We start from the raw sequence: 22,453 nt of genomic DNA on the forward strand, positions 1-22,453 counted from the left end.
CACTCTAGCTCCTACGCGCGTAGAGCGCGGGGTCGGCGTGAGGCGTCGATACGTAACAGTGACCGTACGGACGGGTGGCGTACACCTGTCGGTCTGAGACTGTTCCGCCATGGCACAACATGCGCCGCCGGCGCGCGGGGCCCGCCTGGGGCGGGCGGCCGGCGCGAACGGCTCGGTCTCGACGGTCAGTGGTGTGGTGCTCCTGCTCCCCGGGGCGTCCAGATTCTCCCCGGGTCCCGTGCGTCCGCTCGCCCGGGCGCTGGCCCGGGCGGGCGGGGCGCAGGGACTGGTCGCGCACCCCGTGCTGCACGGGGCGGGCGTTCGCGAGGACGAGGCCCGGTGGGCGGTGGACGAGGTGGTGCGCCGGTACGGCGACGTGCCCGTCTGCCTGGCCGGCTACGACGCCGGCGGCCGGGCGGCGCTGCGGGCGGCGGGGCACGAGGCCGTCCAGGCGGTGCTGGCGCTGGCCCCCCGCCTCGACGGGGGCGGGGCGGACGGGAAAGGCTCCCCGGAATCGGAATCGGAGCCGGCGTCGGAGCCCGTCAAGCAGTTGGCGGGCCGGCAGGTGCTGATCGTGCACGGGACCGACGACGGGCGCTGCGACCCGGAGTCGTCGTTCCGGCTGGCGGCGCGGGCGAAGAAGGCGAATCGTTCCACGTGCCGGTTCGAGGTGCACTCGGACGGGCACGCACTGCGCGAGCACCAGCGGGAAGTCGTCGCCCTCGGGGTGGACTTCGTACTCGGCGCCATGTTCTCGGGCCGGTACTCGCGGCCGGTGACGGACGCGCTCGCCGCGCCCCCGCCGCTGGGCCTGCGGATGCCGCTGGCCTCCGGATTCGGGCGCTCGCCGCGACGGTGAAACACCCCGGGGCGGGGGCGCCGTCCGCGCGTAAAGTGGGAAGTGGACTCGGGTGGTTGTCCTCGGGGGCTTCTTCCACGGGAGGCGATCAGGCATGGCTCAGATCGTGCGCAAGAACTTCGACGACGCGGACGAGACGCGCCCGTTCCAGGACGACAAGGGCCGGCTCGACGTGATCCAAACGTCGGGCGGGGCCGTCGGCCGCGCGGTGTTCGAGCCGGGCTGGCGCTGGTCGGAGCACGTCAAGCCGCTGGCCGGCACGGACAGCTGCGAGGCGGCGCACACCGGATACATGGTGAGCGGTCGGATGAACGTCGTCATGGACGACGGCACGAGCGAGGAGTACGGCCCCGGCGACTTCATGCAGATCGAGCCCGGACACGACGCCTGGGTGGTGGGCGACGAGCGGGTCGTGGTCGTCGACTGGACCGGTTTCGGGGCCTACGCCAAGTCGTCCGGCTGACGCCTTCACCACACCCGGCGGCCCGACGGGCGGCGCGCCGGACCGACCGGGCCGGCCGATCCGCCCCCTCACGGTCGGACGACCGGCCGATCCGGCGCGCCCTCGTCCGGCCTTCCCCCTCGGGCACTGCACCACTGTGCCGGTTCGGCATATGCCATGGGGGATGGGGGGCTGGAGGACAAGGTGATCGCGCGCCGGCTGGGCATGTCGCAGCGGACCTGCCGGCGGCACATCGCGGGGATCATGCGGGCGGCGGGTGCCACGTCGCGTTTCCAGGCCGGGTACCTCCTGTCGGCGGGGGCGGGGGAAACCTCGGGCGCGGGAGGAGGGGGCGCGGGAGTCGAGTCCGCGCAAGCCGGGCCGGCCTGGGCCGGGGGCGGCGCGAGCCCGGCTCGGAGGGCCACCGCTCACAGGTCGGGGATCAGCCGGCCCCGCCGGGACAGCAGGAACCGCTTGAACTCCGCCACCGGCGGCGTGTCGGGGTGTCCGTCGAGCCAGGCGACGCCGATCTCGCGGACCGCGCGGGGCGCCGTCACCGTCAGCTCCACCACGCCGGGCCGGGCCACGGCGGGCGGCGGCAGTAGGGCCACTCCCAGGCCCGCGGCGACGAGGCCGCGCAGGGTCTCCGCCTCCTCGCCCTCGAAGGCGACCCTCGGGGTGAACCCGGCTTCCGCGCACAGGTCGTCGGTGATGCGGCGCAGGCCGTAGCCGGGCTCCAGCGTGACGAAGGTTTCCTCGGCGGCCTCGGCGAGGCGGACCCGCTTGCGGCCCGCCAGGCGGTGGTCGTCGGGCACGACCAGGCGCAGCCGCTGTTCGTCGAGGCGGCGGGCCACCAGGTCGGGGGCGTCGGGGAGCGGGGAGGTCAGGCAGAGGTCGAGTTCCCCGGCCCGCAGCCGCTCCAACATGGCCTCGCCGTAGTTCTGGACGAGGGAGAAACGGATTCTCGGGTGGTCGGCGCGGAAGGCCCGGATGAGGCCGGGTACGGTCTCGGAGCCCAGGGTGTGCAGGAAGCCGAAGGCGACCTTCCCGGAGGCCGGGTCGGCGTCCTGCTGTACGGATTCGGCGGCGCGGGCGATCTCGCCGAGGGCCCGCTGGGCGGAGGCGAGGAAGGTGCGCCCGGCGGTGGTGAGGGCGACGGTGCGGCCCTTGCGGGCGAACAGCGTGACGGACAGGTCCTGTTCGAGGCGGACCATGGCCCGGGAGAGCGTGGACTGCGGTACGCCCAGCTCGTGCGCGGCGCGGGTGACGTGCTCGTGCCGGGCGACCGCGACGAAGTAGGCGAGCCGGGGGGCCAGCAGACTTGTCACGGGGATGTCTTCTTCGTAACGGCTCATTGACATGCACCTCTCTGAGCTGGGCTGATGCATGAGTGGATTGATTATCGCGAATCTGTGCATTGGACGCATGAAACGACCCGGGTCTACCGTCGAAGCATGCCTCCCGCTCATACCGGGGCACCCTCCATCCCGGGTGCCTCCACCCCGTCGTCCCCCGCACCGGAACCCCTCTCCCCCGGCCGCCCCGGCTACCGCCGGATGAGCCTCGCGCTCTTCGCCGCCGGACTGGCGACCTTCGCCCTGCTCTACTCCACCCAGGCGTTGCTGCCCGCGATCTCCGCCGACTTCGGCGTGACGGCCGGTCAGGCCAGTTGGACGGTGTCGGCGGCCACCGGAGCGCTCGCGCTGTTCGTCCTGCCGCTGAGCGCGCTGTCGGAACGGTTCGGGCGGACCCGGATGATGACCTGCGCCATGGTCTTGGCCGTCGGCGTCGGACTGCTCGTCCCGTTGGCGCCGAACCTGGAGTGGCTGGTGGCGCTGCGCGCGCTCCAGGGCGCGGCGATCGCCGGCATCCCCGCCTCCGCGATGGCGTACCTGGCGGAGGAGGTCCGGCCGAAGGCGCTGGTCGGCGCGATCGGCCTGTTCGTGGCGGGCAATTCGATCGGCGGGATGAGCGGGCGCATCGTCACCGGCTGGGCGGCGCAGTTGTGGGGCTGGCGGGCCGGGCTGCTGACGGTCGGGCTGATGGCGCTGGCGTGCGCGGTGGCGTTCCTGGTGCTGCTGCCCCGGGCGCGGTTCTTCCGGCCGGCGTCGCTGGAGCCGCGCGCGGTGGGCCGTACCGTCGCCGGGCACCTGCGGAATCCGCTGCTGCTGCGGCTGTACGGGATCGGCGCGCTGTTCATGACGGTGTTCGGGGCGGTCTACACGGTCATCGGTTACCGCCTGGTGGACGAGCCGTTCTCGCTGGGGCAGGGCGTCGTCGGATCGGTGTTCCTGGTGTACCTGGTCGGCACGGTCTCCTCGGCGGCGGCCGGGCAGTTGGTGGCCCGGATCGGACGGCGCGGCGCGCTGTACCTGGCGGTGACCACGACCGCGCTCGGGCTGCTGCTGTCCCTGGCGGACGCGCTGGTCGCCGTCCTGGCGGGCCTGGTGCTGATCACGGCCGGTTTCTTCGCGGGGCACGCGGTGGCCTCGGCGGCGGTGAGCCGGACCGCGACGACCGGCCGGGCGCAGGCGTCGGCGCTGTACCAGTCGGCGTACTACCTCGGTTCGAGCGCGGGCGGCACCCTCGGGGCGCTGGCCTACCACGCCTCGGGGTGGGCGGCCACGGTCGGGATCGCGCTGGTGGCGGTGGTGGGCGTCGCGTCGATCACCTTGTACGGGTCGCGCGTGGCGCGCGCCGAACGCCGGCTGACCTCCCTGGCCGCGCTGCGCTGATACGACGGCGCGCGCACCCGCCCGTACGACATCGGTACGAGGTGATTTACGGAGCCCGGAGCCGAACACGCTCCGGGCTCCGGCACGTTCGGCCTCCGGGCGGGGAAGGGATGCGGTGGGGAGGCGGATGTGACATCCACACGGAAACGACGGATTCGTACGAGGGGTCGGGCGGCGGCACTGGTGGCCGCGGCGGTGGCGCTGGCGGCGCCGCTGGTGATCGTCGGGGGCGGGTCGGCGCAAGCCGCTTCCTGCACCGCGACCACCGGGCCCTACCAGCGGCAGGTCGAGCAGTTCCTGGGGCGGCCGGTGGACGGCGTGCAATCACCGGCCGACTGCACCGCCATCAGGTCGTTCCAGGCGACGTACGGCATAACCCCGACCGCGGGGTACGCCGGGCCGCTCACCTGGCAGACGATGAGCGTGATGCTGGCGCAGCGGGCGGCGGGCACCACGCCCAACCGGGACGGCGCGTGCCCGGTCGACCTGGGGCGGGTCGCCTGCGTGGACCTGACGCGCCAGCTCAGTTGGGTCCAGGACGGCACGAAAGCGGTCTACGGGCCGGTGCCGGTGCGCACGGGCAAGGACGGGACCGAGACGCGGACCGGTCGGAAGCAGATCTACTACCGCAACATCAACCACTGGTCGACGCTCTACGACGTCGCGATGCCGTACGCGCAGTTCTTCGACGGCGGTATCGCCTTCCACTCGGTCGAGAAGAGCATGTGGAGCCCGCCCGGCTCGGGCGGCTGCGTGAACATGCGCCCGGCGGACGCCAAGGCGTACTGGAACCTGCTGCGCAATGGTGACGACGTGTACGTGTACGGGCGCAAGCCCGGTACGTGAGTCCCGTCCGGGCTGCCGTTGTCAGACCCCTCCGGTAGTTTTCGACGTAGTGGAACTACTGGGGGACGGCAGCCATGAGTGACCTCGCGACCAGCCCGGACCTCGACTCGGCGATGGACCGCTACCGGGTCGAGCTCACCGGTTACTGCTACCGGATGCTCGGCTCGTCCTTCGACGCCGAAGACGCGGTGCAGGACACGTACCTGCGCGCCTGGCGCGCCTACGACAAGTTCGAGGGCCGGTCCTCGCTGCGGTCCTGGCTGTACCGGATCGCCACGAACGTCTGCCTGGACGTGCTGAACGCGGGGAGCAAGCGGGCCCGGCCGATGGATTTCGGGGCGCCCCAGCATCAGGCGTCGGCCGTGCTCAACGAGCGGCCCGAGGTGACCTGGCTGGAACCGGTGCCGGACGGGCGGGTGCTGCCGCACACCGCGGATCCCGCGGAGATGGCGTTGGCGAAGGAGTCCGTCCGGTTGGCCTTCGTCGCCGCGCTCCAGCACCTGCCGGCGAAGCAGCGGGCCGTGTTGATCCTGCGCGAGGTCCTGGCCTGGAAGGCGGACGAGGTCGCGACGCTGCTGGAGACGACGGTGGCGTCGGTGAACAGCGCCCTCCAGCGGGCGCGGGCCACCCTGGCCGGGCAGGCGGTCCGCGCGAGCGACCCGGCGGACCCGCTGGACGCGGACCAGGTGAAGTTGCTGGAGCGTTACCTGAGCGCCTTCGAGGCGTACGACATCTCGCGGCTCACCGCCCTGCTGCACGAGGACGCGGTGCTGTCGATGCCGCCGTTCGACCTGTGGCTGCGGGGCCACGCCGACATCGCGGCGTGGCACCTGAACCAGGGCATCGGCTGCAAGGGGTCCCGGCTCGTCCCCACGACGGCGAACGGCCTGCCGGCCTTCGGGCAGTACCGTCCGCGGGCGGACGGCCGGCCCGGGCACGAGCCGTGGGCGCTCCAGGTGTTGGAGATATCAGAGGGGGAGATCGTCGGGCTGAACGCCTTCCTGGACACCGCCAGGTGGTTTCCGCTGTTCGGGCTGCCCGAGCAGCTCGACGAGTCCTACGAGGTCCAGCAGGACGCGTAGCGGCGGCGCGGCACCCTCCAGGCTGAGGCGGACCCCGGCCCGGCGGGCGGCGAGGGCGAGGCGGGCGAGCCCGTCCACCTCGGCGAGCCCGGCGCCGGCCAGGCCGCCGGCGGCGCACACCACCCACAGCGGGCGGGGGCCGTCCCGGCACAGTGCGTCGAGCCGTTCGGCGTCCTCGGGGGTCACGGCGGGGCCGGGCAGCACCAGTCTTCTGATCTCCACGAGGGGTTGACCGGGCCGGGCCCCCGAAGTCATCGCGCCGCGCCCCCTCATGTCCCCTTCACGGGCCCGGGGCGCGTGGAAAAGCCGTCGGCGCGGCTCCGGACGGGGAGCCGCGCCGACGGGGTCAGGGGGCGCTGGTCAGGGGTGTGGCGGCCAGGGTGTGGCGGTCAGGCGATGCGGTCGAGCACGATCGGGTTCGCGGTGAACGCGGTGCCCGCCGGGGCGATGTCGTACGAGCCCTCCAAGGCGGCCAGCGCGTACTCGAACTTCTCCGGGGTGTCGGTGTGCAGGGTCATCAGGGCCTGGCCGGCGGTGACCGCCTCGCCCGGCTTGGCGTGCAGTTCGATGCCCGCGCCCGCCTGCACGGGGTCCTCCTTGCGGGCGCGGCCCGCGCCCAGGCGCCAGGCGCCGACACCCACCGCGTAGGCGTCCAGCCGGGTCAGCACACCGGAGGCGGGGGCGGTGACGACGTGGTGCTCGCGGGCGACGGGCAGCTTCGCGTCCGGGTCGCCGCCCTGGGCCGCGATCATGCGGCGCCAGACGTCCATCGCGGAACCGTCGGCGAGGGCCTTGGCCGGGTCGGCGTCCTTGATGCCCGCCGCGTCCAGCATCTCCCGGGCCAGGGCCAGCGTCAGCTCGACGACGTCGGCGGGACCGCCACCGGCGAGGACCTCGACCGACTCGCGGACCTCCAGCGCGTTGCCGGCGGTCAGGCCGAGCGGGGTGGACATGTCGGTGAGCAGGGCGATCGTCTTGACGCCGCTGTCGGTGCCGAGGGCGACCATGGTGGAGGCAAGTTCGCGCGCGTCCTCGATGTTCTTCATGAAGGCGCCGGAGCCGACCTTGACGTCCAGGACCAGCGAGCCGGTGCCTTCCGCGATCTTCTTCGACATGATGGAGGAGGCGATGAGCGGGATCGCCTCGACCGTGCCGGTCACGTCGCGCAGCGCGTACAGCTTCTTGTCGGCAGGGGCCAGGCCGTCGCCGGCCGCGCAGATGACCGCGCCGGTGGTGTCGAGGACGTTCAGCATCTGCTCGTTGGAAAGCAGCGCGCGCCAGCCGGGGATGGACTCCAGCTTGTCCAGGGTGCCGCCGGTGTGGCCGAGGCCGCGCCCCGAGAGCTGCGGCACGGCCGCGCCACAGGCGGCGACGAGCGGCGCCAACGGCAGGGTGATCTTGTCGCCGACGCCGCCGGTGGAGTGCTTGTCGGCGGTCGGGCGGGAGAGGGAGTCGAAGTTCATCCGCTCGCCGGAGGCGATCATCGCGGCGGTCCAGCGGGCGATCTCGGCCCGGTTCATGCCGTTCAGCAGGATGGCCATGGCCAGCGCCGACATCTGCTCGTCCGCGACGACGCCGCGCGTGTACGCGTCGATGACCCAGTCGATCTGTTCGGGGCTCAGTTCGCCACGGTCGCGCTTGGTGCGGATGACGGAGATGACGTCCATGGAGTGCTTCCTTCTACGCGCATAGAGAGAGGGGGGAAGGATAAGAGGAAACACGACGGTCCTTCGCCCGGGAGGGACGAAGGACCGTCGCTACGGCTATCTGAGGTGGTCGGGTCCGAAAGCCTGCGGCAGCATCGCCGCGAGCGGCAGGACGCCCTCGGGTGTCTCCACCTGGAGCTCGGGGCCGCCGAACTCGAACAGCAACTGCCGGCAGCGACCGCACGGGACGAGGATCTCGCCCTTGCCGTCCACGCAGGTGAAGTGCGTGAGCCGGCCGCCTCCCGTGGCCTGGAGGGCGGACACCAGTCCGCACTCGGCGCACAGGCCCAGTCCGTAGCTGGCGTTCTCCACGTTGCAGCCCACGACCGTGCGGCCGTCGTCGACCAGCGCGGCCACACCGACCGGGAAGCCCGAGTACGGGGCGTACGCCCGCGTCATCGCCTCCCGGGCGGCCGCCCGCAGGGCCTCCCAGTCCACGGCCTTGTGCGGGCTCACTTGCCCTGGCCCTTTTGGTACGGCAGGCCGTCCGCCTTGGGCATCCGCAGCCGCTGCGCCGACAGGGCGAGCACGAGCAGCGTCGTGACGTAGGGGGCGGCGTCCACGAACTGGCTCGGGACCGCGTCGGTGAGCGCGTACCAGAGGAAGAGTCCGGCGGAGCAGACGGCCGCGATGCCCGCCTGCAGGTACTTCTTCTTGTAGAGCTGCCAGGCGACGACGATCACGAGCAGGATCGCGAGGAGCAGGAGCATCGCGTGGACGTTCTCGGAGCCACCGCGCAGCCGGAGGCTGTAGGTGAAGCCGAACAGGCCCGAGCCGAGGGCCATGCCGCCCGGCATCCAGTTGCCGAAGATCATCGCGGCGAGACCGATGTAGCCGCGGCCGCCGGTCTGGCCCTCCTGGTAGATGCCGGTGGAGACGATCGCGAGGAACGCGCCGCCGAGACCGGCCATCGCGCCGGAGACGACCACGGCGATGTACTTGTACTTGTAGACGTTGACGCCGAGCGACTCGGCGGCGATCGGGTTCTCACCGCAGGAGCGCAGGCGCAGGCCGAAGGAGGTCCGCCACAGCACCCACCAGGTGGCCGGGACCAGCAGGACCGCCACGATGGTCAGCAGCGAGAGGTTCGTGACCAGCCCGCCGAGCACGCCGGCGACGTCGGAGACCAGGAACCAGTGTTTGCCCTGGAGCGTCGCCAACCAGTGCGAGACCCCGGGAATGGTGATCTCGGTGATCGGGTCGATGCGCGGGGACTGCTTGGAGGAGCCGCCCGGGGCCTTGTCGAAGGTGAAGTTCGACAGGTACTGGGTGAAGCCGACGGCCAGGATGTTGACCGCCACGCCGGAGACGATGTGGTTGACGTTGAACGTCACGGTGATGATCGCGTGCAGCAGGCCGCCGAGCGCGCCGCCGACGATGCCCATGAGGACACCGGTCCACGGACCCCACTGGTAGCCGGCCCAGGCGCCGAACCAGGTGCCCAGGATCATCATGCCTTCGAGGCCGATGTTGACCACGCCCGCGCGCTCGGCCCACAGGCCGCCGAGGCCCGCGAGGGCGATGGGCACGGCGAGCTGGAGGGCGCCGGAGACCTGGCCGACGGAGGTCAGGTCGTCGGCCCCGGAGATGATCCTGACGACGGAGATCAGGGCGAGTCCGCCCGCGATCAGCAGCAGGATCCAGGGCAGGGTGAGCTTGCGGCGGCCGCCGCCCTTCTTGGGCGCGGCGCTCGTCGCGGAAACGGTGCTGGTGCTCACGCCGCGACCTCCTTGTTGTCGGTCTTGAGGGCGTGGCCGGCGGCCAGCTCTTCGCCGACCTTCTGCTGCTGGCGGCGGATGCCGTAGCGGCGGACGAGCTCGTAGCTGACGACGACGGCGATGACGATCAGGCCCTGCAGGATCGTGCCGATCTCCTTGGCGTAGCCGTTCTGGTCGAGACCGGCGGACGCCTTGTCGATGAAGGCGATCAGGAGTGCCGAGAAGAAGATGCCGAGCGGGTTGTTGCGGCCGAGGAGGGCGATGGTGATGCCGGTGAAGCCGATGCCCAGCGGGAAGGACAGGTTGTAGGTGTGCGATTCGCCGAGCAGCAACGGCATGCCGGTCAGACCGGCGACCGCGCCCGAGATGAGCATCGACGTCATGATCATCTTCTTGGCGTCCACACCGGACGCCTGCGCCGCGGATTCGCTGGCGCCGGTGGCGCGCAGGTCGAAGCCGAAGCGGGTCCGGTTGAGCACGAACCAGTAGACGATGCCCAGGGCGAAGGCGACGAAGGTGAAGCCGTAGATGTCGCCGCCGGAGAGGGACAGGGACGGGAACCAGCCGGACTCCGGGATGTCGCCGGTGGTGAGGTCGTTGGACCCGGCCGGCTGGACGCCGAAGTTCTTCGGCAGGATCAGCCAGGCGATCAGCGAGGTGGCGATGGCATTGAGCATGATCGTGGAGACGACCTCGCTCACGCCGCGGCGGGCCTTGAGGATGCCCGCGATACCTGCCCAGAAGGCGCCCGTGCACATGGCCACGACCACGATCAGCAGGATGTGCAGCGGACCGGGCAGCGAGACCGCCGTACCGACGACCGCGGAGAACATCGCCGCGAGGCGGTACTGGCCGTCGACGCCGATGTTGAAGAGGTTCATCCGGAAGCCGATGGCGACGGCCAGGGCGGCCAGGTAGTAGATGCCGGCCTGGTTGATGATCAGGACCTGGATGTCCTCGTAACCGGCCTGCTCGATCATGATGCGCAGCGGGTCGATCGGGTCGACCCCCGAGGCGGCCAGCACGATCACGGTCAGCACCAGGGCGCTGACCAGTGCGAGCAGCGGCCCGGCGACCGAGAGCAGCAGCCGGTCCTTGTCGAATTTCTTCATCGGGCCTCGTCCTCCGTCGTCCCGTCGGCAGCGGCGGAGCCTTCAACGTGGTCGTTCGTTGCTTCCAGGTGCCCGCTCGCGGCACCCGTCATGGCGGTGCCCAGCTCCTCGGGCGTGATGGTCGCCGGATCGGCGTCCGCGACCAGCCGGCCGCGGTAGATGACGCGCAGGGTGTCGGACAGGCCGATCAGCTCGTCGAGGTCGGCGGAGATGAGCAGCACGGCCAGGCCCTCGCGCCGGGCCTCGCGGATGGCGTCCCAGATCTGCGCCTGCGCACCGACGTCCACACCGCGGGTGGGGTGGGCGGCGATGAGGAACTTGGGGTTGTGGCTCATCTCGCGGCCGACGATCAGCTTCTGCTGGTTGCCGCCGGAGAGGGAGGCCGCGGTGACGTCGATGCCCGGGGTGCGGACGTCGTACTCGCGCACGATGCGCTCGGTGTCCTTGCGGGCGGCCTTGGGGTCGAGGACACCGCGCTTGGAGTTGGGCGCCTCGGTGACGTGGCCGAGGATGCGGTTCTCCCAGAGCGGGGAGTCCAGCAGCAGGCCGTGCCGGTGGCGGTCCTCGGGGATGTAGCCGATGCCGCCCTCGCGGCGCTTGCGCGTCGGGGTGGTGGAGATGTCCCGGCCGTCGAGGGTGATGACGCCGCCGTCGGGGATGCTCATGCCCATGAGGGCGTCGATGAGCTCCGTCTGACCGTTGCCCTCGACACCGGCGATGCCGAGGACCTCGCCCTTGTGGATGGTGAAGTCGATGCCGGCCAGCACCTCGCGGACGATCCCGTCCGGGTCGACGGCGGCCAGGCGCAGGTCCTGGACCCGGAGCATCGGGGTCGCGGTCACGGTGGACTCGCGGGTCTCCGGCGAGGGGAGCTCGCTGCCGACCATGAGCTCGGCGAGCTGCTTGGTGGTGGCGGTGCGGGGGTCGGCGGTGCCGACCGTGGTGCCGCGCCGGATGACGGTGATGTCGTCGGCGACCTTCAGCACCTCGCCCAGCTTGTGCGAGATGAAGATGACGGTCAGGCCCTCGGCCTTGAGCTCGCGCAGGTTGTCGAAGAGCGCGTCCACTTCCTGCGGCACGAGCACGGCGGTCGGCTCGTCGAGGATGAGCGTGCGGGCGCCGCGGTAGAGGACCTTCAGGATCTCCACGCGCTGGCGGTCGGCGACACCGAGCTCCTCGACGAGGGCGTCGGGGCGGACCCCGAGGCCGTACGCGTCCGAGATCTCCATGATCTTCTTGCGGGCCTTGCCGCCGATCCCGTGCAGCTTCTCGCCGCCGAGGACGACGTTCTCCAGGACGGTGAGGTTGTCGGCGAGCATGAAGTGCTGGTGCACCATGCCGATGCCGCGGGCGATGGCGTCGCCCGGGTTGGCGAAGGAGACCTGCTCCCCGTCGACGGCGATGGTGCCCTCGTCCGGCTTCTGCATGCCGTAGAGGATCTTCATCAGGGTCGACTTGCCGGCACCGTTCTCACCGATGAGGGCGTGGACCGTGCCCTTGCGAACGGTGATGTCGATGTCCTTGTTGGCGACGACGCCAGGGAAACGCTTGGTGATGCCGTGCAGTTCTACGGCGGGGGGGCTGGACGCGTTGATGACGCACTCTCCTTGGCGCGAAGGAGCGGAAGGCAGGGGGGACAGGGCGGTGAGAGAAGGTACCGCGTCCACGGTTCCTCTACGCGCGTAGCACTGTCGGAAGTGAAAAGTAGTGACCGGGGGGCCACTACGACGCGGTTCGGGGCCCGGGAGGCGGCAGAGCCGCTACCCGGACCCCGGCAACCGTTCGACTGTCAGGACGTCCTTACGGGGCGGTCTTGACGGTGATCTTCTTGGCGATGATGTCGGCCTTGGCCTTCTCCACCGCGGCGATGACGTCGGCCATCTTCTTGTACTCGGGGTTGGAGTCGGCCAGGCCGACGCCGTTCTTGTCCAGGCCGTAACGGACCTCACCGGTCTGCGGCTTGCCGTCCTCGACCGACTTGATCAGGTTGAACACGGCGGAGGAGACGTCCTTGGTGACCGAGGTCAGGATGTGCTCCTTGTACTTCGACAGACCGGCCTGGTTGTACTGGTCGGAGTCGACACCGATCGCCCACTTGCCGGCGGTGGCGGTGGCCTCGATCGCACCCGAGCCGGCGAGACCGGCGGCGGCGTAGATCACGTCGGCGCCGCCGTCGAGCTGGCCCTTGGCGGTGGCCTTGCCGAGGTCCGGCTTGGCGAAACCGGAGAAGTCCGGCGGCTGCGTCAGGTAGGCCGACAGCACCTTGGCGTTCGGGTTGGTGTCCTTGACGCCCTGGGTGAAGCCCGCCTCGAACTTCTTGATGAGCGGGACCTCGACACCGCCGATGAAGCCGACCGTGCCGGTCTTCGACGTCTTGGCGGCGGCGACGCCGGCCAGGTACGAGCCCTGCTCCTCGTTGAAGACGAGGTTGGCGATGTTCTTGTCGGTCACCGAGGTGTCGTCGATGATGCCGAACGTGGTGTTCGGGAACTTCGGCGCGACCTTCTTGATGGCCGGCGCGTAGGAGAAACCGACGCCGATGACCGGGTTGTTGCCCTTGCGCGCGAGCTCGGTCAGGCGCTGGACCTTGTCGGCCTCGGACTCGCCCTCGGTCGGTTCCGCCTCGGCGGTCTTGATCTTGAGTTCGGTCTTGGCCTTTTCGAGGCCGGCGTAGGCGGCGTCGTTGAACGACTGGTCGCCGCGGCCACCGATGTCGTACGCGATGGCGGCGCTCTTCTCCTGCGTCCCCGAGGACGAGCTGGAGGAGGTGGCGTCCGACGACTTCTTTCCGCCACAGGCGGTGGCCGAGAGGGCCAGCGCCGCGGACGCGATGCCCACGGTGGCGATCCTGGTGATCCGGCGCAAGGGGAGGCTCCTTCAAAACCTGACCGAAGCGCCACGACCGGCGCTGGTTTCGCGGCGATCGTAACGCGCGTAGATGTCAGTTAAGGGCCCGTTCAGGAGTCGTTATCGGATCGTCGCGAACCGGACAGTGACCGATTGGTAACCGCCGAGCGTCCGGCCCTTGCGTATCAAGGGCCGGACAGGTGCGCCGGGTGCCGCTCAGATGTTGTACAGATTTTGCCCTGACTTTTACCTGGAGGGCCTGGCGCGGCGCCCGTCGAGCAAGGCGGCGGCCGTGAAGAACTCGACTCCGACGGTGATCGCGGACTCGTCGACGTCGAAGTCGCCCCGGTGGAGGTCCCGCTTGGCCGGGTCGCCGGGCTTGTGCACCCCGAGACGGGCCATGGCTCCCGGGACGTGCTCCAGGTACCAGGAGAAGTCCTCGCCGCCCAGGCTCTGCTCGGTGTCCTCGATCGCCCCGGGACCGCGCCGGGCCGCCATCGCCTCGCGCAGCAGTTCGGTGACCATCGGGTCGTTGACCACCGGCGGCACGCCCCGGACGTAGGTGATCTCGGACTTGGCCCCGTGCAGGGCCGCTACCTCGTCGATCGCCGCGTGGATCTGGTCGGGGGCCTCGTGCCAGGCGTTGAGGTCCAGGCACCGCACGGTTCCGGACAGCTCCGCGTGCATCGGGATGACGTTGCAGGCGTGCCCCGCCTCGATCCGGCCCCAGGTGACCGACATGCCCGAGCGGGCGTCCATCCGCCGGGCCAGCACCGCCGGCACGTCGACCGCGACGCGGGCGGCGGCCGTGACGAGGTCGGTGGTCAGGTGCGGGCGGGCGGTGTGGCCGCCGGGGCCCGCGAGGGCGACTTCCAGCCGGTCGCAGGCGGAGGTGATGGCCCCGGGGCGCAGCCCGATCTTCCCGGCGTCGACCCGGGGATCGCAGTGCACCGCGATGATCTTGCCCACGCCGTCCAGGACCCCGTCCTCGATGGCATCGCTCGCACCGCCGGGCAGGACCTCCTCGGCGGGCTGGAACAGCAGCCGGACCGGCTGCGGCAACAGCCCCTGCCGGTCGAGTTCGGCGAGCACCAGGCCGGCGCCGAGCACGGTCACGGTGTGGACGTCGTGGCCGCAGGCGTGCGCCCGGTCGGGGAAGGACGAGCGGTACGGGACGTGGGTCTTGGTGTCCGGGATGGGCAGGGCGTCGATGTCCGCGCGCAGGGCGAGCACGGGCTGTACCCCGTCCCAGGTGCCGACGTCACAGATCAGGCCGGTGCCGGTGCTCAGCACCCGTGGGCGCAGGCCGGCTTTCTCCAGCCGGGCCTTGATCGCCGCCGTGGTGCGGAACTCCTGGTGACCGAGCTCGGGATGCATGTGCAGATCCCGGCGGAAGGCGATCAGTTCGGCGCGCAGGTGGTCCGGAAGCGTGCCGGGCAGCTCGGGCCGGTCGGGCGTGCCGGGCAGGGCGGTCTGGGACTCGCGGGACATCAACTGGTTCACCCGTTGAAGGTTAGGCGCACGGATGGGTCAACTGGCCGGAGATCACAAAAAGTTCATGCCGTTAGGGGAAAGAAACCCGGCCTCCGGACGCATGACCGGTTGCGTCGGGGGGTAAACTCGCGCGCCCATCCGGCCGCCGGCGCCGCCGGGGCGGGGAGCCGTCAGCCCGTCGCGAGCTTCGCGGCGAAGCCGAGGAAGAGGACGCCCGCCGCCGAGGTGGCCCCCGCCGAGAGCCGCCTGCGGCGGCGGAAGGCGGCCGACAGCCGGGTCCCGGTGAGTATCAGCGTCGACAGGTACAGGAAGCTCGCCAACTGCGACAGCGTCCCCAGCAGCAGGAACGACAGCGCGGGATAGGCGTAGCCCGGGTCCACGAACTGCACGAAGAACGAGAGCAGGAACAAGATCGCCTTCGGGTTGAACAGGCTCACCACCAGCGCCCTGCGGTACGGCCGCTCGTCCCGCACCTCCGGCTCGGCCAAGGCCTCCTCCTGCCGGGCCGCCCGGTGGCGCCACATGCCCCACGCCGACCGCATCATGCCCACCGCGAGCCACGCCAGGTATCCGGCCCCGAGGAGCTTGACCAGCGTGAACACCACCGGGCTCGCCTTGAGCAGCGCCCCGGCCCCGGCGGCGGTGAGGAACATCAGGACGGTGTCCCCGGTGAACACCCCGCAGGCGGCCTTGTACCCCTCGCGGACGCCCTTGCGCGCGGAGACGGACAGCACGTAGAGGGAGTTCGGCCCCGGCAGGAGGACGATGAGGACGAGGCCGGCGAGATAGGTCGGCAGATCGGTGACACCCAGCATGGGAGGGAGTCTCGCATGCCGGTCGGACCGTCCGGTATTCATTTCGCGGCCCCCGGGCCGGGGCCGGGGGCCGCCGGGCGGCGAGGTCAGAACGCGTCCGCCGGCACATACGTGCCCCACACCTCCCGCAGCGCCCCGCACACCTCCCCCACCGTGGCCCGGGCCCGCAGTGCCTCCTTCATCGGGTAGAGCACGTTCGCCGAGTCGTCGGCCGCCACCGCCCGCAGCGCGTCCAGCGCCGCCGCCACCGCGGCCCCGTCGCGCCGTGCGCGCAGCCGGGCCAGCGCCTCGCACTGGCGGGCCTCGATCGCCGGGTCCACGCGCAGCGGCTCGTACCGTTCCTCCTCCGCGAGCGCGAACCGGTTGACGCCGACCACGACCCGCTCGCCCGCCTCCTGCTCGCGCGCCAGGCGGTACGCGTTCCGCTCGATCTCGCCCTTCTGGAAACCGGCCTCGATCGCGGCGACCGCCCCGCCCAGGTCCTCCACCCGCCGCATGAGCCCGAGCACCGCCGCCTCCAGCTCGTCCGTCATCCGCTCCACCGCGTACGACCCCGCGAAGGGGTCCGCGGTGTGCGGCACGTCCGTCTCGTGCGCGAGCACCTGCTGGGTGCGCAGCGCGAGCCGCGCCGACTTCTCCGTGGGCAGCGCGATCGCCTCGTCGAAGGCGTTGGTGTGCAGGGACTGCGTGCCGCCCAGCACCGCGGCCAGCGCCTGGACCGCGACCCGTACGAGGTTCAGCTCGGGCTGCTGCGCCGTCAGTTGGACCCCGGCCGTCTGGGTGTGGAAGCGCAACATCAGCGACTTCGGGTCCCGGGCGCCGAACTCCTCGCGCATCACCCGGGCCCAGATCCGCCGGGCGGCCCGGAACTTGGCGACCTCCTCCAGCAGGGTGGTCCGGGCGACGAAGAAGAACGAGAGCCGGGGGGCGAAGTCGTCGACGGGCATGCCCGCGGCGAGGGCGGTACGGACGTAGGCGACCGCGTCGGCCAAGGTGAAGGCGATCTCCTGCGCGGGCGAGGCCCCTGCCTCGGCCATGTGGTAGCCGGAGATGGAGATGGTGTTCCACTTGGGGATCTCGGCCCGGCAGTACCGGAAGATGTCCGCCGTCAGCCGCAGGGAGGGCCCGGGCGGGAAGATGTAGGTCCCGCGCGCGATGTACTCCTTGAGCACGTCGTTCTGGATCGTCCCGGTGAGCCGGTCGGCCGCGATGCCCTCCTCCTCGGCCACGAGCTGGTACATCAACAGCAGCAGCGCCGCCGGGGCATTGATGGTCATGGAGGTGGAGACCCGGTCCAAGGGGATCCCGTGGAAGAGCAGCCGCATGTCCTCGACGGAGTCGACGGCCACGCCGACCTTCCCGACCTCGCCGTGGGCGAGGGGTGCGTCGGAGTCGTGGCCCATCTGGGTCGGCAGGTCGAAGGCGACCGACAGGCCGGTGCCGCCGCCCTCGATCAGGGCGCGGTAGCGGGCGTTGGACTCGGCGGCGGTGCCGAAGCCCGCGTACTGGCGCATCGTCCAGGGCCGTCCGGTGTACATCGTGGGATAGACCCCCCGGGTGTAGGGATAGTCCCCGGGTACCCCCAGGCTGACGGCGGGGTCCCAGTCCGCCAGGGCCTCTGGTCCGTAGACCGGTTCGATGGGGATTCCGCTCTCGGTACGTGCTGGGGGACGAACCATGACCCACTCCTCCGTGGTGTCGGCCGGCTCGGGGTCACCGCCCGGACCCCGCCGCGACGGCCGCTGGTCACAATGGCGCAACAAGGCGGAGGCGTCCGCAACTGTCCACGCCCGCCACGCATCACCTCCTTACACAACGGAGAACAAACGGGGGGCCGCCATGCACCGTCAGAAGGCAATAATCCGCACGCTGGGAGTCGCCACCGCCGTCGCGCTCGCCGCGACCGCCTGCGGGCCGCAGAAGTCGGGGGCCTCGGGCTCCCCTTCCCCGGCCACGTCCGCGCCCACGGCGGTTTCGTCCCCCTCCGCGTCCGCCCCGGACGACGGCAAGAACGCCTCGCCGTCACCGTCGTCCTCGTCCTCCGCGCCCGCTTCCCCCTCCGCGTCGGCCCCGCAGTCGCCCACCGTGAAGCCGATCATGGCCAACGGTGACGAGAGCGACCAGATCCGCGAGCTCCAGGCGCGGCTGCGCCGGCTCAAGCTGATGTCGGTGGCGCCGACCGGCTTCTACGGGTCGAAGACGACGGCCGCCGTCCGCGCCTACCAGTCCGGGCACGGGCTGCCCGCGACGGGTTCGGTGGACGAGGCGACCTGGAAGAGCATCGAGGGCGCCGGCAAGAAGCCCACCGAGGAAGAGCTGCGCCCGCCGACCACCAACGAGGTGGACGCGCCGGACCCGCGCTGCATGCACGGCCGGGTCATGTGCATCAGCAAGGAGAGCCGCACCCTCGCCTGGATGATCGACGGCAAGATCGTCTCCACGATGGACGTGCGCTTCGGGTCGGAGAACACGCCGACGCGCGAGGGCGAGTTCCAGGTGGAGTGGAAGGCCAAGGACTGGGTCTCGACGATCTACCACACGCCGATGCCGTACTCGATGTTCTTCAGCGAGGGCCAGGCGGTGCACTACTCGTCGGACTTCGCGGCACGCGGCTACGCCGGCGCCTCGCACGGCTGCGTGAACGTCCGGGACAAGGGGAAGCTGTCGTCCCTGTTCGACCAGGTCCAGGTCGGCGACAAGGTCGTCGTCTACTGGTGAATCACCCACCCGTGGGTCGTCCATCGGTGGGCGACCCACCGGTGGGACCGGCGGCTTCCGCCGGGGTCGAGGTAGAGGGCGCGGGCGGGACCGGGGGAACGTGCCCCGCCCGCGCCGGTTGCGCAGAGCCCAGGGGTACGGGGGGAACCCCGGCTCATGCGCGGCCGATGACCAGTCGGCTCGTTATGTACTGCGCCGCCGGGTCGAAAAGTGTTACAGCCAGGTGTGACGGTCCCCGTCAGGCCGGCGTGCGGAAGCGCAGCGAGCCGCCCGGGAGCTGCGTCGGGGCCGGGAGTACGCCCCCCGTGTCACGGCCGGGGGTGCCCGCGCCGGAGCCGTCCGCCCCGGTCTTGGTGGTGCCGCCCGGCCCGTCGAGGAGGCCCTCGCAGAAGTGCGGGATCTGCGCCGCCGTCTTCGCGAGCTTGATCAGCTTCTCGCGCCGGTCGCCCGTGAGTCGGCCCGCGCGGTAGTCGCCGCACAGGTCCTTCCCCTGGAGCCGCAGCTCCTTGTCGGTGTCCTTGTTCTTGTCCTTGCCGCCGTCGGCGGCGCCGGACGAGCCGTCGGTGACGGTGTCGTGGCCGTCGGAGCCGCCCGTGCCGGTGGTGGCGGAGCCGGTGCCCGCCGGTCCCGAGGTGAATCCGGAGACACCTCCGGCGTCCTTGCGTCCGTCCGTGCCGGGCAGCCGCGAGGCGCCGGGGGAGGCGGACGCGCCGTCCCGGTCGCGCAGCGGGCTCGGCCACAGCGGCGGGGCGGCCGTCGGGCCGGAGGCGTCACCGGACGGCGCCGGGTCGGCGTCGGCGCTGACCGAGACGGCCGGCCCCGGGGCCGCGGAGTCGTGTGTGTTCCCGTCCAGCAGTCCGCCGGCCGCGGCCGCCAGGCCGCCGACCGCGACGCTCGCCAGCGCGGCCGCGAGCCCGAGGCGCAGGGGTGTGCCCCGGCGCCGCTGCGCGGGAATCCGTACGAGCGGAGCGGATGACAGCTCGACCAGGGGTTCGTCGGCGCCGCCGACCGGGAACGCCCGCACGGGCCGGGCGCCGCCGGACCGCGCGCCCGCGGGGTGGGCCGCGCGGAAGGCGGCCAGCGCGGCGGCCTCGCCGGGCAGCTCCCGCCCGGCGGACGGCGGCTGCGCCAGCGCCCCGAGGGCGGCGCGCAGCGCCACCTCGGCCCGGGTCTGCTGGTCAGCGTCCGGCCCGACTGGTGGTTCGCCGCGCAGCAATCGTTCCGCCGCGGCTCTGTCCAGCCACCTGTTGCGCTCGTCGGCCATCACATGTCCTTCTGCGTCCGCCAACGTGAATGCGTCACACCGGTTTGTTCCACGAGGCCCGCGCCCCGACCGCGCTGCGCCGGTACGGCGTCGAGATCCCGCACGCCCGCGCCGCCCCGTGGCGGGCCCCCGGCATTATGACCGAACGGCAGGGTCGGCTCGCCGTCGGGTACGTCCCTGCCGGCGCCGTTCCCGTCGGCGGTCGCCGCGAGTTCCGTGCCCAGCATTTCCGCGAGCTTCTTGAGTCCCCGGTGGGCGGCGGTGCGTACGGCGCCGGGCCGTTTGCCGAGCGTCTCGGCGGCGGTCTTCGCGTCCAGGCCCACGACCACGCGCAGGACGACGGCCTCGGCCTGGTCCTGTGGGAGCTGCGCTATCAGCGCCATGGTGGAGCTGGTGGAGAGCGCCTCGATCGCCGCGCCGGCGGTGTCGCTGTCGGCGGCGTGGCCGGTGAGCTCGCTGTCGTCCCCGCCGATGGCGGGACGGCGGCCGCGCATGCGGATGTGGTCGAGGGCCCGGTTACGGGCGATCCGGGCCGCCCAGCCGCGGAACCGGTCGGCGTCGCCGGTGAACGAGTCGAGGTCGCGGGCGATCTGCAGCCATGCCTCGGACGTGACGTCCTCCGCGTCGCCGTCGCCGACGAGCGTGCGTACGTATCCGAGCAGGCGCGGGTGCACGGCGCGGTACACAGTACGGAACGCGTTCTCGTCGCCGTCTTGTGCCGCGAGCACCGCGGCGGTCAGCTCCGCGTCGTCCCCCAGCAAAGTCCCCAACCCGATCAATGTCCTGTACGTGTGGCGCAAATCCGCACGTTACGGCTTTCGAGTACGTCTCGTCCACGAGTTGTACAACCAGCAACCAACCCTGCGCGGAGCGGGGTGTGACAGAAAACGCATCCGGGGCGCTGACATGAATACGGGCTTGTCGCACGAGTCCGTGTCGGATGGCGACCGGGGCCTCTCCTGTGGGGGGTGGCGGCCTCGGTCGTCTTCCCCTCTTCGCTCTGGTCATGCATGCCCGGCGTCATCCTTTCGGCTCACTTCCGGGTGAAATCCTCGAATCGGTACGCCACACGCTGCCCGGCATCGCTAGCGTGGCGGTACACCCGCGCCGCGCCCCGAGGAGCCCCCCGCTGTCCAGCCACTTTCCGGCACAGGTCCAAGGGGACACCGGAGCCCCTCCCGGACGTGGTCCGGGGAAGAAGTCTGGGGCAAGCCCCGGCGCTCCGGTACCCGGGGGCGACCACGGCTCCGGTCTCGCGCGGTTCAACGCCCTGCCCCACGACACCGCCCGAGCGGCCCTGCTGCGGTGCTGCGGCAGCGGGCGCTGGGCCCACCGGCTGGCCGCCCACCGCCCCTACCCCGACCTCGCCGCGCTGCTGGCCGCGGCCGACGAGGCGTCGTACGACCTCTCCCAGGGCGACCTGACGGGCGCGTTGGCCCGCGAGTGCTCCGCGGAGCTGGCGCACGGCGCCTCGTACGCCGCGCTCCTCGCCCTGGACGCGGCCCGGGCGGAGTACGAGCGGACCTTCGGCCACGCCTTCGTGATCTGCCTGGACGGACATCCGCCGGAGGAACGGGTGGACGCGCTCCTGGCGGCGATCCGGCGACGGATGGCCCACGAGACGGACGAGGAACGCGCGATCTCCGCGGACGAGCTGCGGCGCCTCGCCCAGGCCCGGCTCGTCCGGCTGCTGGAGCGGTTGCCGACCGCCTCCGCCGGGCCGATCACGCCCGGCGGCCCGTCCGATGGTCCGTCCGCTGCCGATTTCGGGCTATTTGCCCCTGTGGGATAGCCCGTCCGTGCCTGTTTGATCACACCGATGGACCCGGCGCAAGGGAACCGACAAAGCGTCGCTACGATGTCCGGGGCCGGTGGACCGTACCCGGCCGGGCCCGACCGACAAAGAAGCCGGCTGGCCCCCGCCCCGCTTCCGGAGGGTTTTCCGTGCCGGCTGGAACGTTGTACCGCGGCCGGGAAGGAATGTGGTCCTGGGTGGCTCATCGAGTCACCGGCGTCCTCATCTTTTTCTTCCTGTTCGTACACGTCCTCGACACCGCTCTCGTCCGCGTCTCCCCCGAGGCGTACGACGGTGTCGTGGCTACCTACAAGACCCCGATCGTCGCGCTGCTGGAGTACGGCCTCGTGGCCGCCATCCTCTTCCACGCGCTCAACGGTCTGCGTGTGATCGCCGTGGACTTCTGGTCCAAGGGCCCGCGTCTCCAGAAGCAGATGCTCTGGACCGTGATGGTCGTCTGGATCGTGCTGATGGCCGGGGCCGTGTACCCCGTCCTGCACCACGCCTACCTTGAACTGTTCGGGAAGTGACACGCATGTCCTCTGACACTTCTTCCGCCCAGGGCATCGGCGCCGTAGAGGGCGTCTCCCTCTACGACGTCGACAACCCGGCGCCGTACATCGAGGCCCCGCGCAAGCGCACCGGCAAGACGCCGCGCTCGACCCGCGGCAACTTCGAGATGGCCGCGTGGCTCTTCATGCGCCTCTCGGGCATCGTCCTGGTGGTGCTGGTCATCGGCCACCTGCTCATCCAGCTGGTGCTGGACGGCGGCGTCACCAAGATCGGCTTCGCCTTCGTGGCCGGCCGCTGGGCGTCCCCGTTCTGGCAGGTCTGGGACCTGCTGATGCTGTGGCTGGCCATGCTGCACGGCTCCAACGGTCTGCGTACGGTCATCAACGACTACGCGGAGCGCCCCGGCACGCGGCTGTGGCTGAAGGGCCTGCTCTACACCGCCACGGTGTTCACCATCCTTCTGGGCACGCTGGTGATCTTCACCTTCGACCCGAACATCCGCTAGGC

General features: G+C 71.3%; 23 protein-coding genes and 1 pseudogene. 10 read left to right on the forward strand and 14 right to left on the reverse strand.

The annotated features are described in order from the left end of the window. Positions 1-109 precede the first annotated feature (109 nt). The 3 genes and pseudogenes from ABZ934_RS13315 to ABZ934_RS13325 all read left to right on the forward strand — a co-directional run. On the forward strand, positions 110-859 hold the full coding sequence (locus tag ABZ934_RS13315) for an alpha/beta hydrolase (RefSeq protein ID WP_361312229.1): 750 nt from the start codon (positions 110-112) through the stop codon (positions 857-859). A gap of 94 nt (positions 860-953) precedes the next feature. Next, positions 954-1,322: a cupin domain-containing protein gene (locus tag ABZ934_RS13320; RefSeq protein ID WP_361312231.1), complete on the forward strand. Its 369-nt coding sequence runs from the start codon at positions 954-956 to the stop codon at positions 1,320-1,322. A gap of 168 nt (positions 1,323-1,490) precedes the next feature. Beyond that, positions 1,491-1,616 (forward strand): annotated as a pseudogene (locus ABZ934_RS13325) (LuxR family transcriptional regulator); the annotation flags it as partial. A gap of 113 nt (positions 1,617-1,729) precedes the next feature. On the opposite strand, the gene ABZ934_RS13330 reads toward ABZ934_RS13325, so the two are convergent. Next, positions 1,730-2,656 carry a LysR family transcriptional regulator gene (locus ABZ934_RS13330; protein WP_361312232.1) on the reverse strand — a complete coding sequence of 309 codons (927 nt, stop codon included), beginning with the start codon at positions 2,654-2,656 and terminating at the stop codon, positions 1,730-1,732. 99 nt (positions 2,657-2,755) lie between these two features. Between ABZ934_RS13330 and ABZ934_RS13335 the strand changes: the two genes are divergently transcribed. The 3 genes from ABZ934_RS13335 (at position 2,756) to ABZ934_RS13345 (ending at position 5,964) form a co-directional block, all read left to right on the forward strand. Beyond that, positions 2,756-4,036 carry an MFS transporter gene (locus tag ABZ934_RS13335; RefSeq protein ID WP_361312234.1) on the forward strand — a complete coding sequence of 427 codons (1,281 nt, stop codon included), beginning with the start codon at positions 2,756-2,758 and terminating at the stop codon, positions 4,034-4,036. Positions 4,037-4,216: 180 nt separating this feature from the next. Beyond that, positions 4,217-4,882, forward strand: coding sequence for a L,D-transpeptidase family protein (locus ABZ934_RS13340; RefSeq protein WP_361312587.1), 666 nt, complete (start codon positions 4,217-4,219; stop codon positions 4,880-4,882). A 74-nt stretch (positions 4,883-4,956) separates the two neighbouring features. Further along, complete coding sequence (locus ABZ934_RS13345; protein ID WP_361312235.1) at positions 4,957-5,964, forward strand: sigma-70 family RNA polymerase sigma factor; 1,008 nt, start codon at positions 4,957-4,959, stop codon at positions 5,962-5,964. Here ABZ934_RS13345 and ABZ934_RS13350 read toward each other — a convergent pair. The 11 genes from ABZ934_RS13350 to ABZ934_RS13400 form a co-directional block, all read right to left on the reverse strand. Beyond that, on the reverse strand, positions 5,851-6,219 hold the full coding sequence (locus ABZ934_RS13350) for a hypothetical protein (RefSeq protein ID WP_361312237.1): 369 nt from the start codon (positions 6,217-6,219) through the stop codon (positions 5,851-5,853). The two genes, ABZ934_RS13345 and ABZ934_RS13350, sit on opposite strands and share 114 nt — an antisense overlap. Before the next feature lie 134 nt (positions 6,220-6,353). Further along, entirely contained in the window at positions 6,354-7,631 is a 1,278-nt protein-coding gene (locus tag ABZ934_RS13355) for a thymidine phosphorylase (protein WP_361312239.1), read from the reverse strand. A 96-nt stretch (positions 7,632-7,727) separates the two neighbouring features. Next, positions 7,728-8,126, reverse strand: coding sequence for a cytidine deaminase (locus tag ABZ934_RS13360; RefSeq protein WP_361312240.1), 399 nt, complete (start codon positions 8,124-8,126; stop codon positions 7,728-7,730). After that, positions 8,123-9,388: an ABC transporter permease gene (locus ABZ934_RS13365; RefSeq protein WP_361312242.1), complete on the reverse strand. Its 1,266-nt coding sequence runs from the start codon at positions 9,386-9,388 to the stop codon at positions 8,123-8,125. Before ABZ934_RS13365 ends, ABZ934_RS13360 begins: the two co-directional genes overlap by 4 nt. Then, positions 9,385-10,500, reverse strand: a complete 1,116-nt coding sequence (locus ABZ934_RS13370; protein ID WP_361312243.1) for an ABC transporter permease — start codon at positions 10,498-10,500, stop codon at positions 9,385-9,387. The genes ABZ934_RS13365 and ABZ934_RS13370 overlap by 4 nt, the downstream gene beginning before the upstream one ends. Continuing rightward, positions 10,497-12,095 (reverse strand): ABC transporter ATP-binding protein, encoded by a 1,599-nt coding sequence (locus ABZ934_RS13375; protein WP_361312589.1) that lies wholly within the window; start codon positions 12,093-12,095, stop codon positions 10,497-10,499. Before ABZ934_RS13375 ends, ABZ934_RS13370 begins: the two co-directional genes overlap by 4 nt. A 205-nt stretch (positions 12,096-12,300) precedes the next feature. Next, positions 12,301-13,365: a BMP family ABC transporter substrate-binding protein gene (locus ABZ934_RS13380; RefSeq protein WP_361312245.1), complete on the reverse strand. Its 1,065-nt coding sequence runs from the start codon at positions 13,363-13,365 to the stop codon at positions 12,301-12,303. 228 nt (positions 13,366-13,593) lie between these two features. Next, complete coding sequence (locus ABZ934_RS13385) at positions 13,594-14,838, reverse strand: amidohydrolase (RefSeq protein WP_361312591.1); 1,245 nt, start codon at positions 14,836-14,838, stop codon at positions 13,594-13,596. A gap of 173 nt (positions 14,839-15,011) precedes the next feature. After that, positions 15,012-15,656: a leucine efflux protein LeuE gene (gene leuE / locus ABZ934_RS13390; protein WP_361312247.1), complete on the reverse strand. Its 645-nt coding sequence runs from the start codon at positions 15,654-15,656 to the stop codon at positions 15,012-15,014. An 86-nt stretch (positions 15,657-15,742) separates the two neighbouring features. Then, complete coding sequence (locus ABZ934_RS13395) at positions 15,743-17,335, reverse strand: methylmalonyl-CoA mutase family protein (RefSeq protein WP_361312248.1); 1,593 nt, start codon at positions 17,333-17,335, stop codon at positions 15,743-15,745. A 168-nt stretch (positions 17,336-17,503) separates the two neighbouring features. Further along, positions 17,504-17,755 carry a hypothetical protein gene (locus ABZ934_RS13400; protein WP_361312250.1) on the reverse strand — a complete coding sequence of 84 codons (252 nt, stop codon included), beginning with the start codon at positions 17,753-17,755 and terminating at the stop codon, positions 17,504-17,506. Here ABZ934_RS13400 and ABZ934_RS13405 point away from each other — a divergent pair. After that, complete coding sequence (locus ABZ934_RS13405; RefSeq protein ID WP_361312251.1) at positions 17,754-18,374, forward strand: L,D-transpeptidase family protein; 621 nt, start codon at positions 17,754-17,756, stop codon at positions 18,372-18,374. The two genes, ABZ934_RS13400 and ABZ934_RS13405, sit on opposite strands and share 2 nt — an antisense overlap. A gap of 238 nt (positions 18,375-18,612) precedes the next feature. Here ABZ934_RS13405 and ABZ934_RS13410 read toward each other — a convergent pair whose 3' ends face one another. Both ABZ934_RS13410 and ABZ934_RS13415 read right to left on the reverse strand, forming a co-directional pair. Then, positions 18,613-19,638 (reverse strand): hypothetical protein, encoded by a 1,026-nt coding sequence (locus ABZ934_RS13410; RefSeq protein ID WP_361312253.1) that lies wholly within the window; start codon positions 19,636-19,638, stop codon positions 18,613-18,615. Beyond that, positions 19,638-20,399: an RNA polymerase sigma factor gene (locus ABZ934_RS13415; RefSeq protein WP_361312592.1), complete on the reverse strand. Its 762-nt coding sequence runs from the start codon at positions 20,397-20,399 to the stop codon at positions 19,638-19,640. Before ABZ934_RS13415 ends, ABZ934_RS13410 begins: the two co-directional genes overlap by 1 nt. 329 nt (positions 20,400-20,728) lie before the next feature. Between ABZ934_RS13415 and ABZ934_RS13420 the strand changes: the two genes are divergently transcribed. The 3 genes from ABZ934_RS13420 (at position 20,729) to ABZ934_RS13430 (ending at position 22,451) form a co-directional block, all read left to right on the forward strand. Beyond that, the gene (locus ABZ934_RS13420) at positions 20,729-21,430 is read left to right on the forward strand and encodes a 2-oxo-4-hydroxy-4-carboxy-5-ureidoimidazoline decarboxylase (RefSeq protein ID WP_361312255.1); all 702 of its coding nucleotides are present in this window, start codon (positions 20,729-20,731) and stop codon (positions 21,428-21,430) included. Between the two features lie 152 nt (positions 21,431-21,582). Continuing rightward, entirely contained in the window at positions 21,583-21,963 is a 381-nt protein-coding gene (gene sdhC, locus ABZ934_RS13425; RefSeq protein WP_361312256.1) for a succinate dehydrogenase, cytochrome b556 subunit, read from the forward strand. A 5-nt stretch (positions 21,964-21,968) separates the two neighbouring features. After that, positions 21,969-22,451 carry a succinate dehydrogenase hydrophobic membrane anchor subunit gene (locus tag ABZ934_RS13430; RefSeq protein ID WP_361312258.1) on the forward strand — a complete coding sequence of 161 codons (483 nt, stop codon included), beginning with the start codon at positions 21,969-21,971 and terminating at the stop codon, positions 22,449-22,451. The last annotated feature ends 2 nt before the right edge of the window (positions 22,452-22,453 follow it).

It is taken from the genome of Streptomyces sp. NPDC046557, assembly GCF_040645975.1.
In the GTDB taxonomy this organism is placed as follows: domain Bacteria; phylum Actinomycetota; class Actinomycetes; order Streptomycetales; family Streptomycetaceae; genus Streptomyces.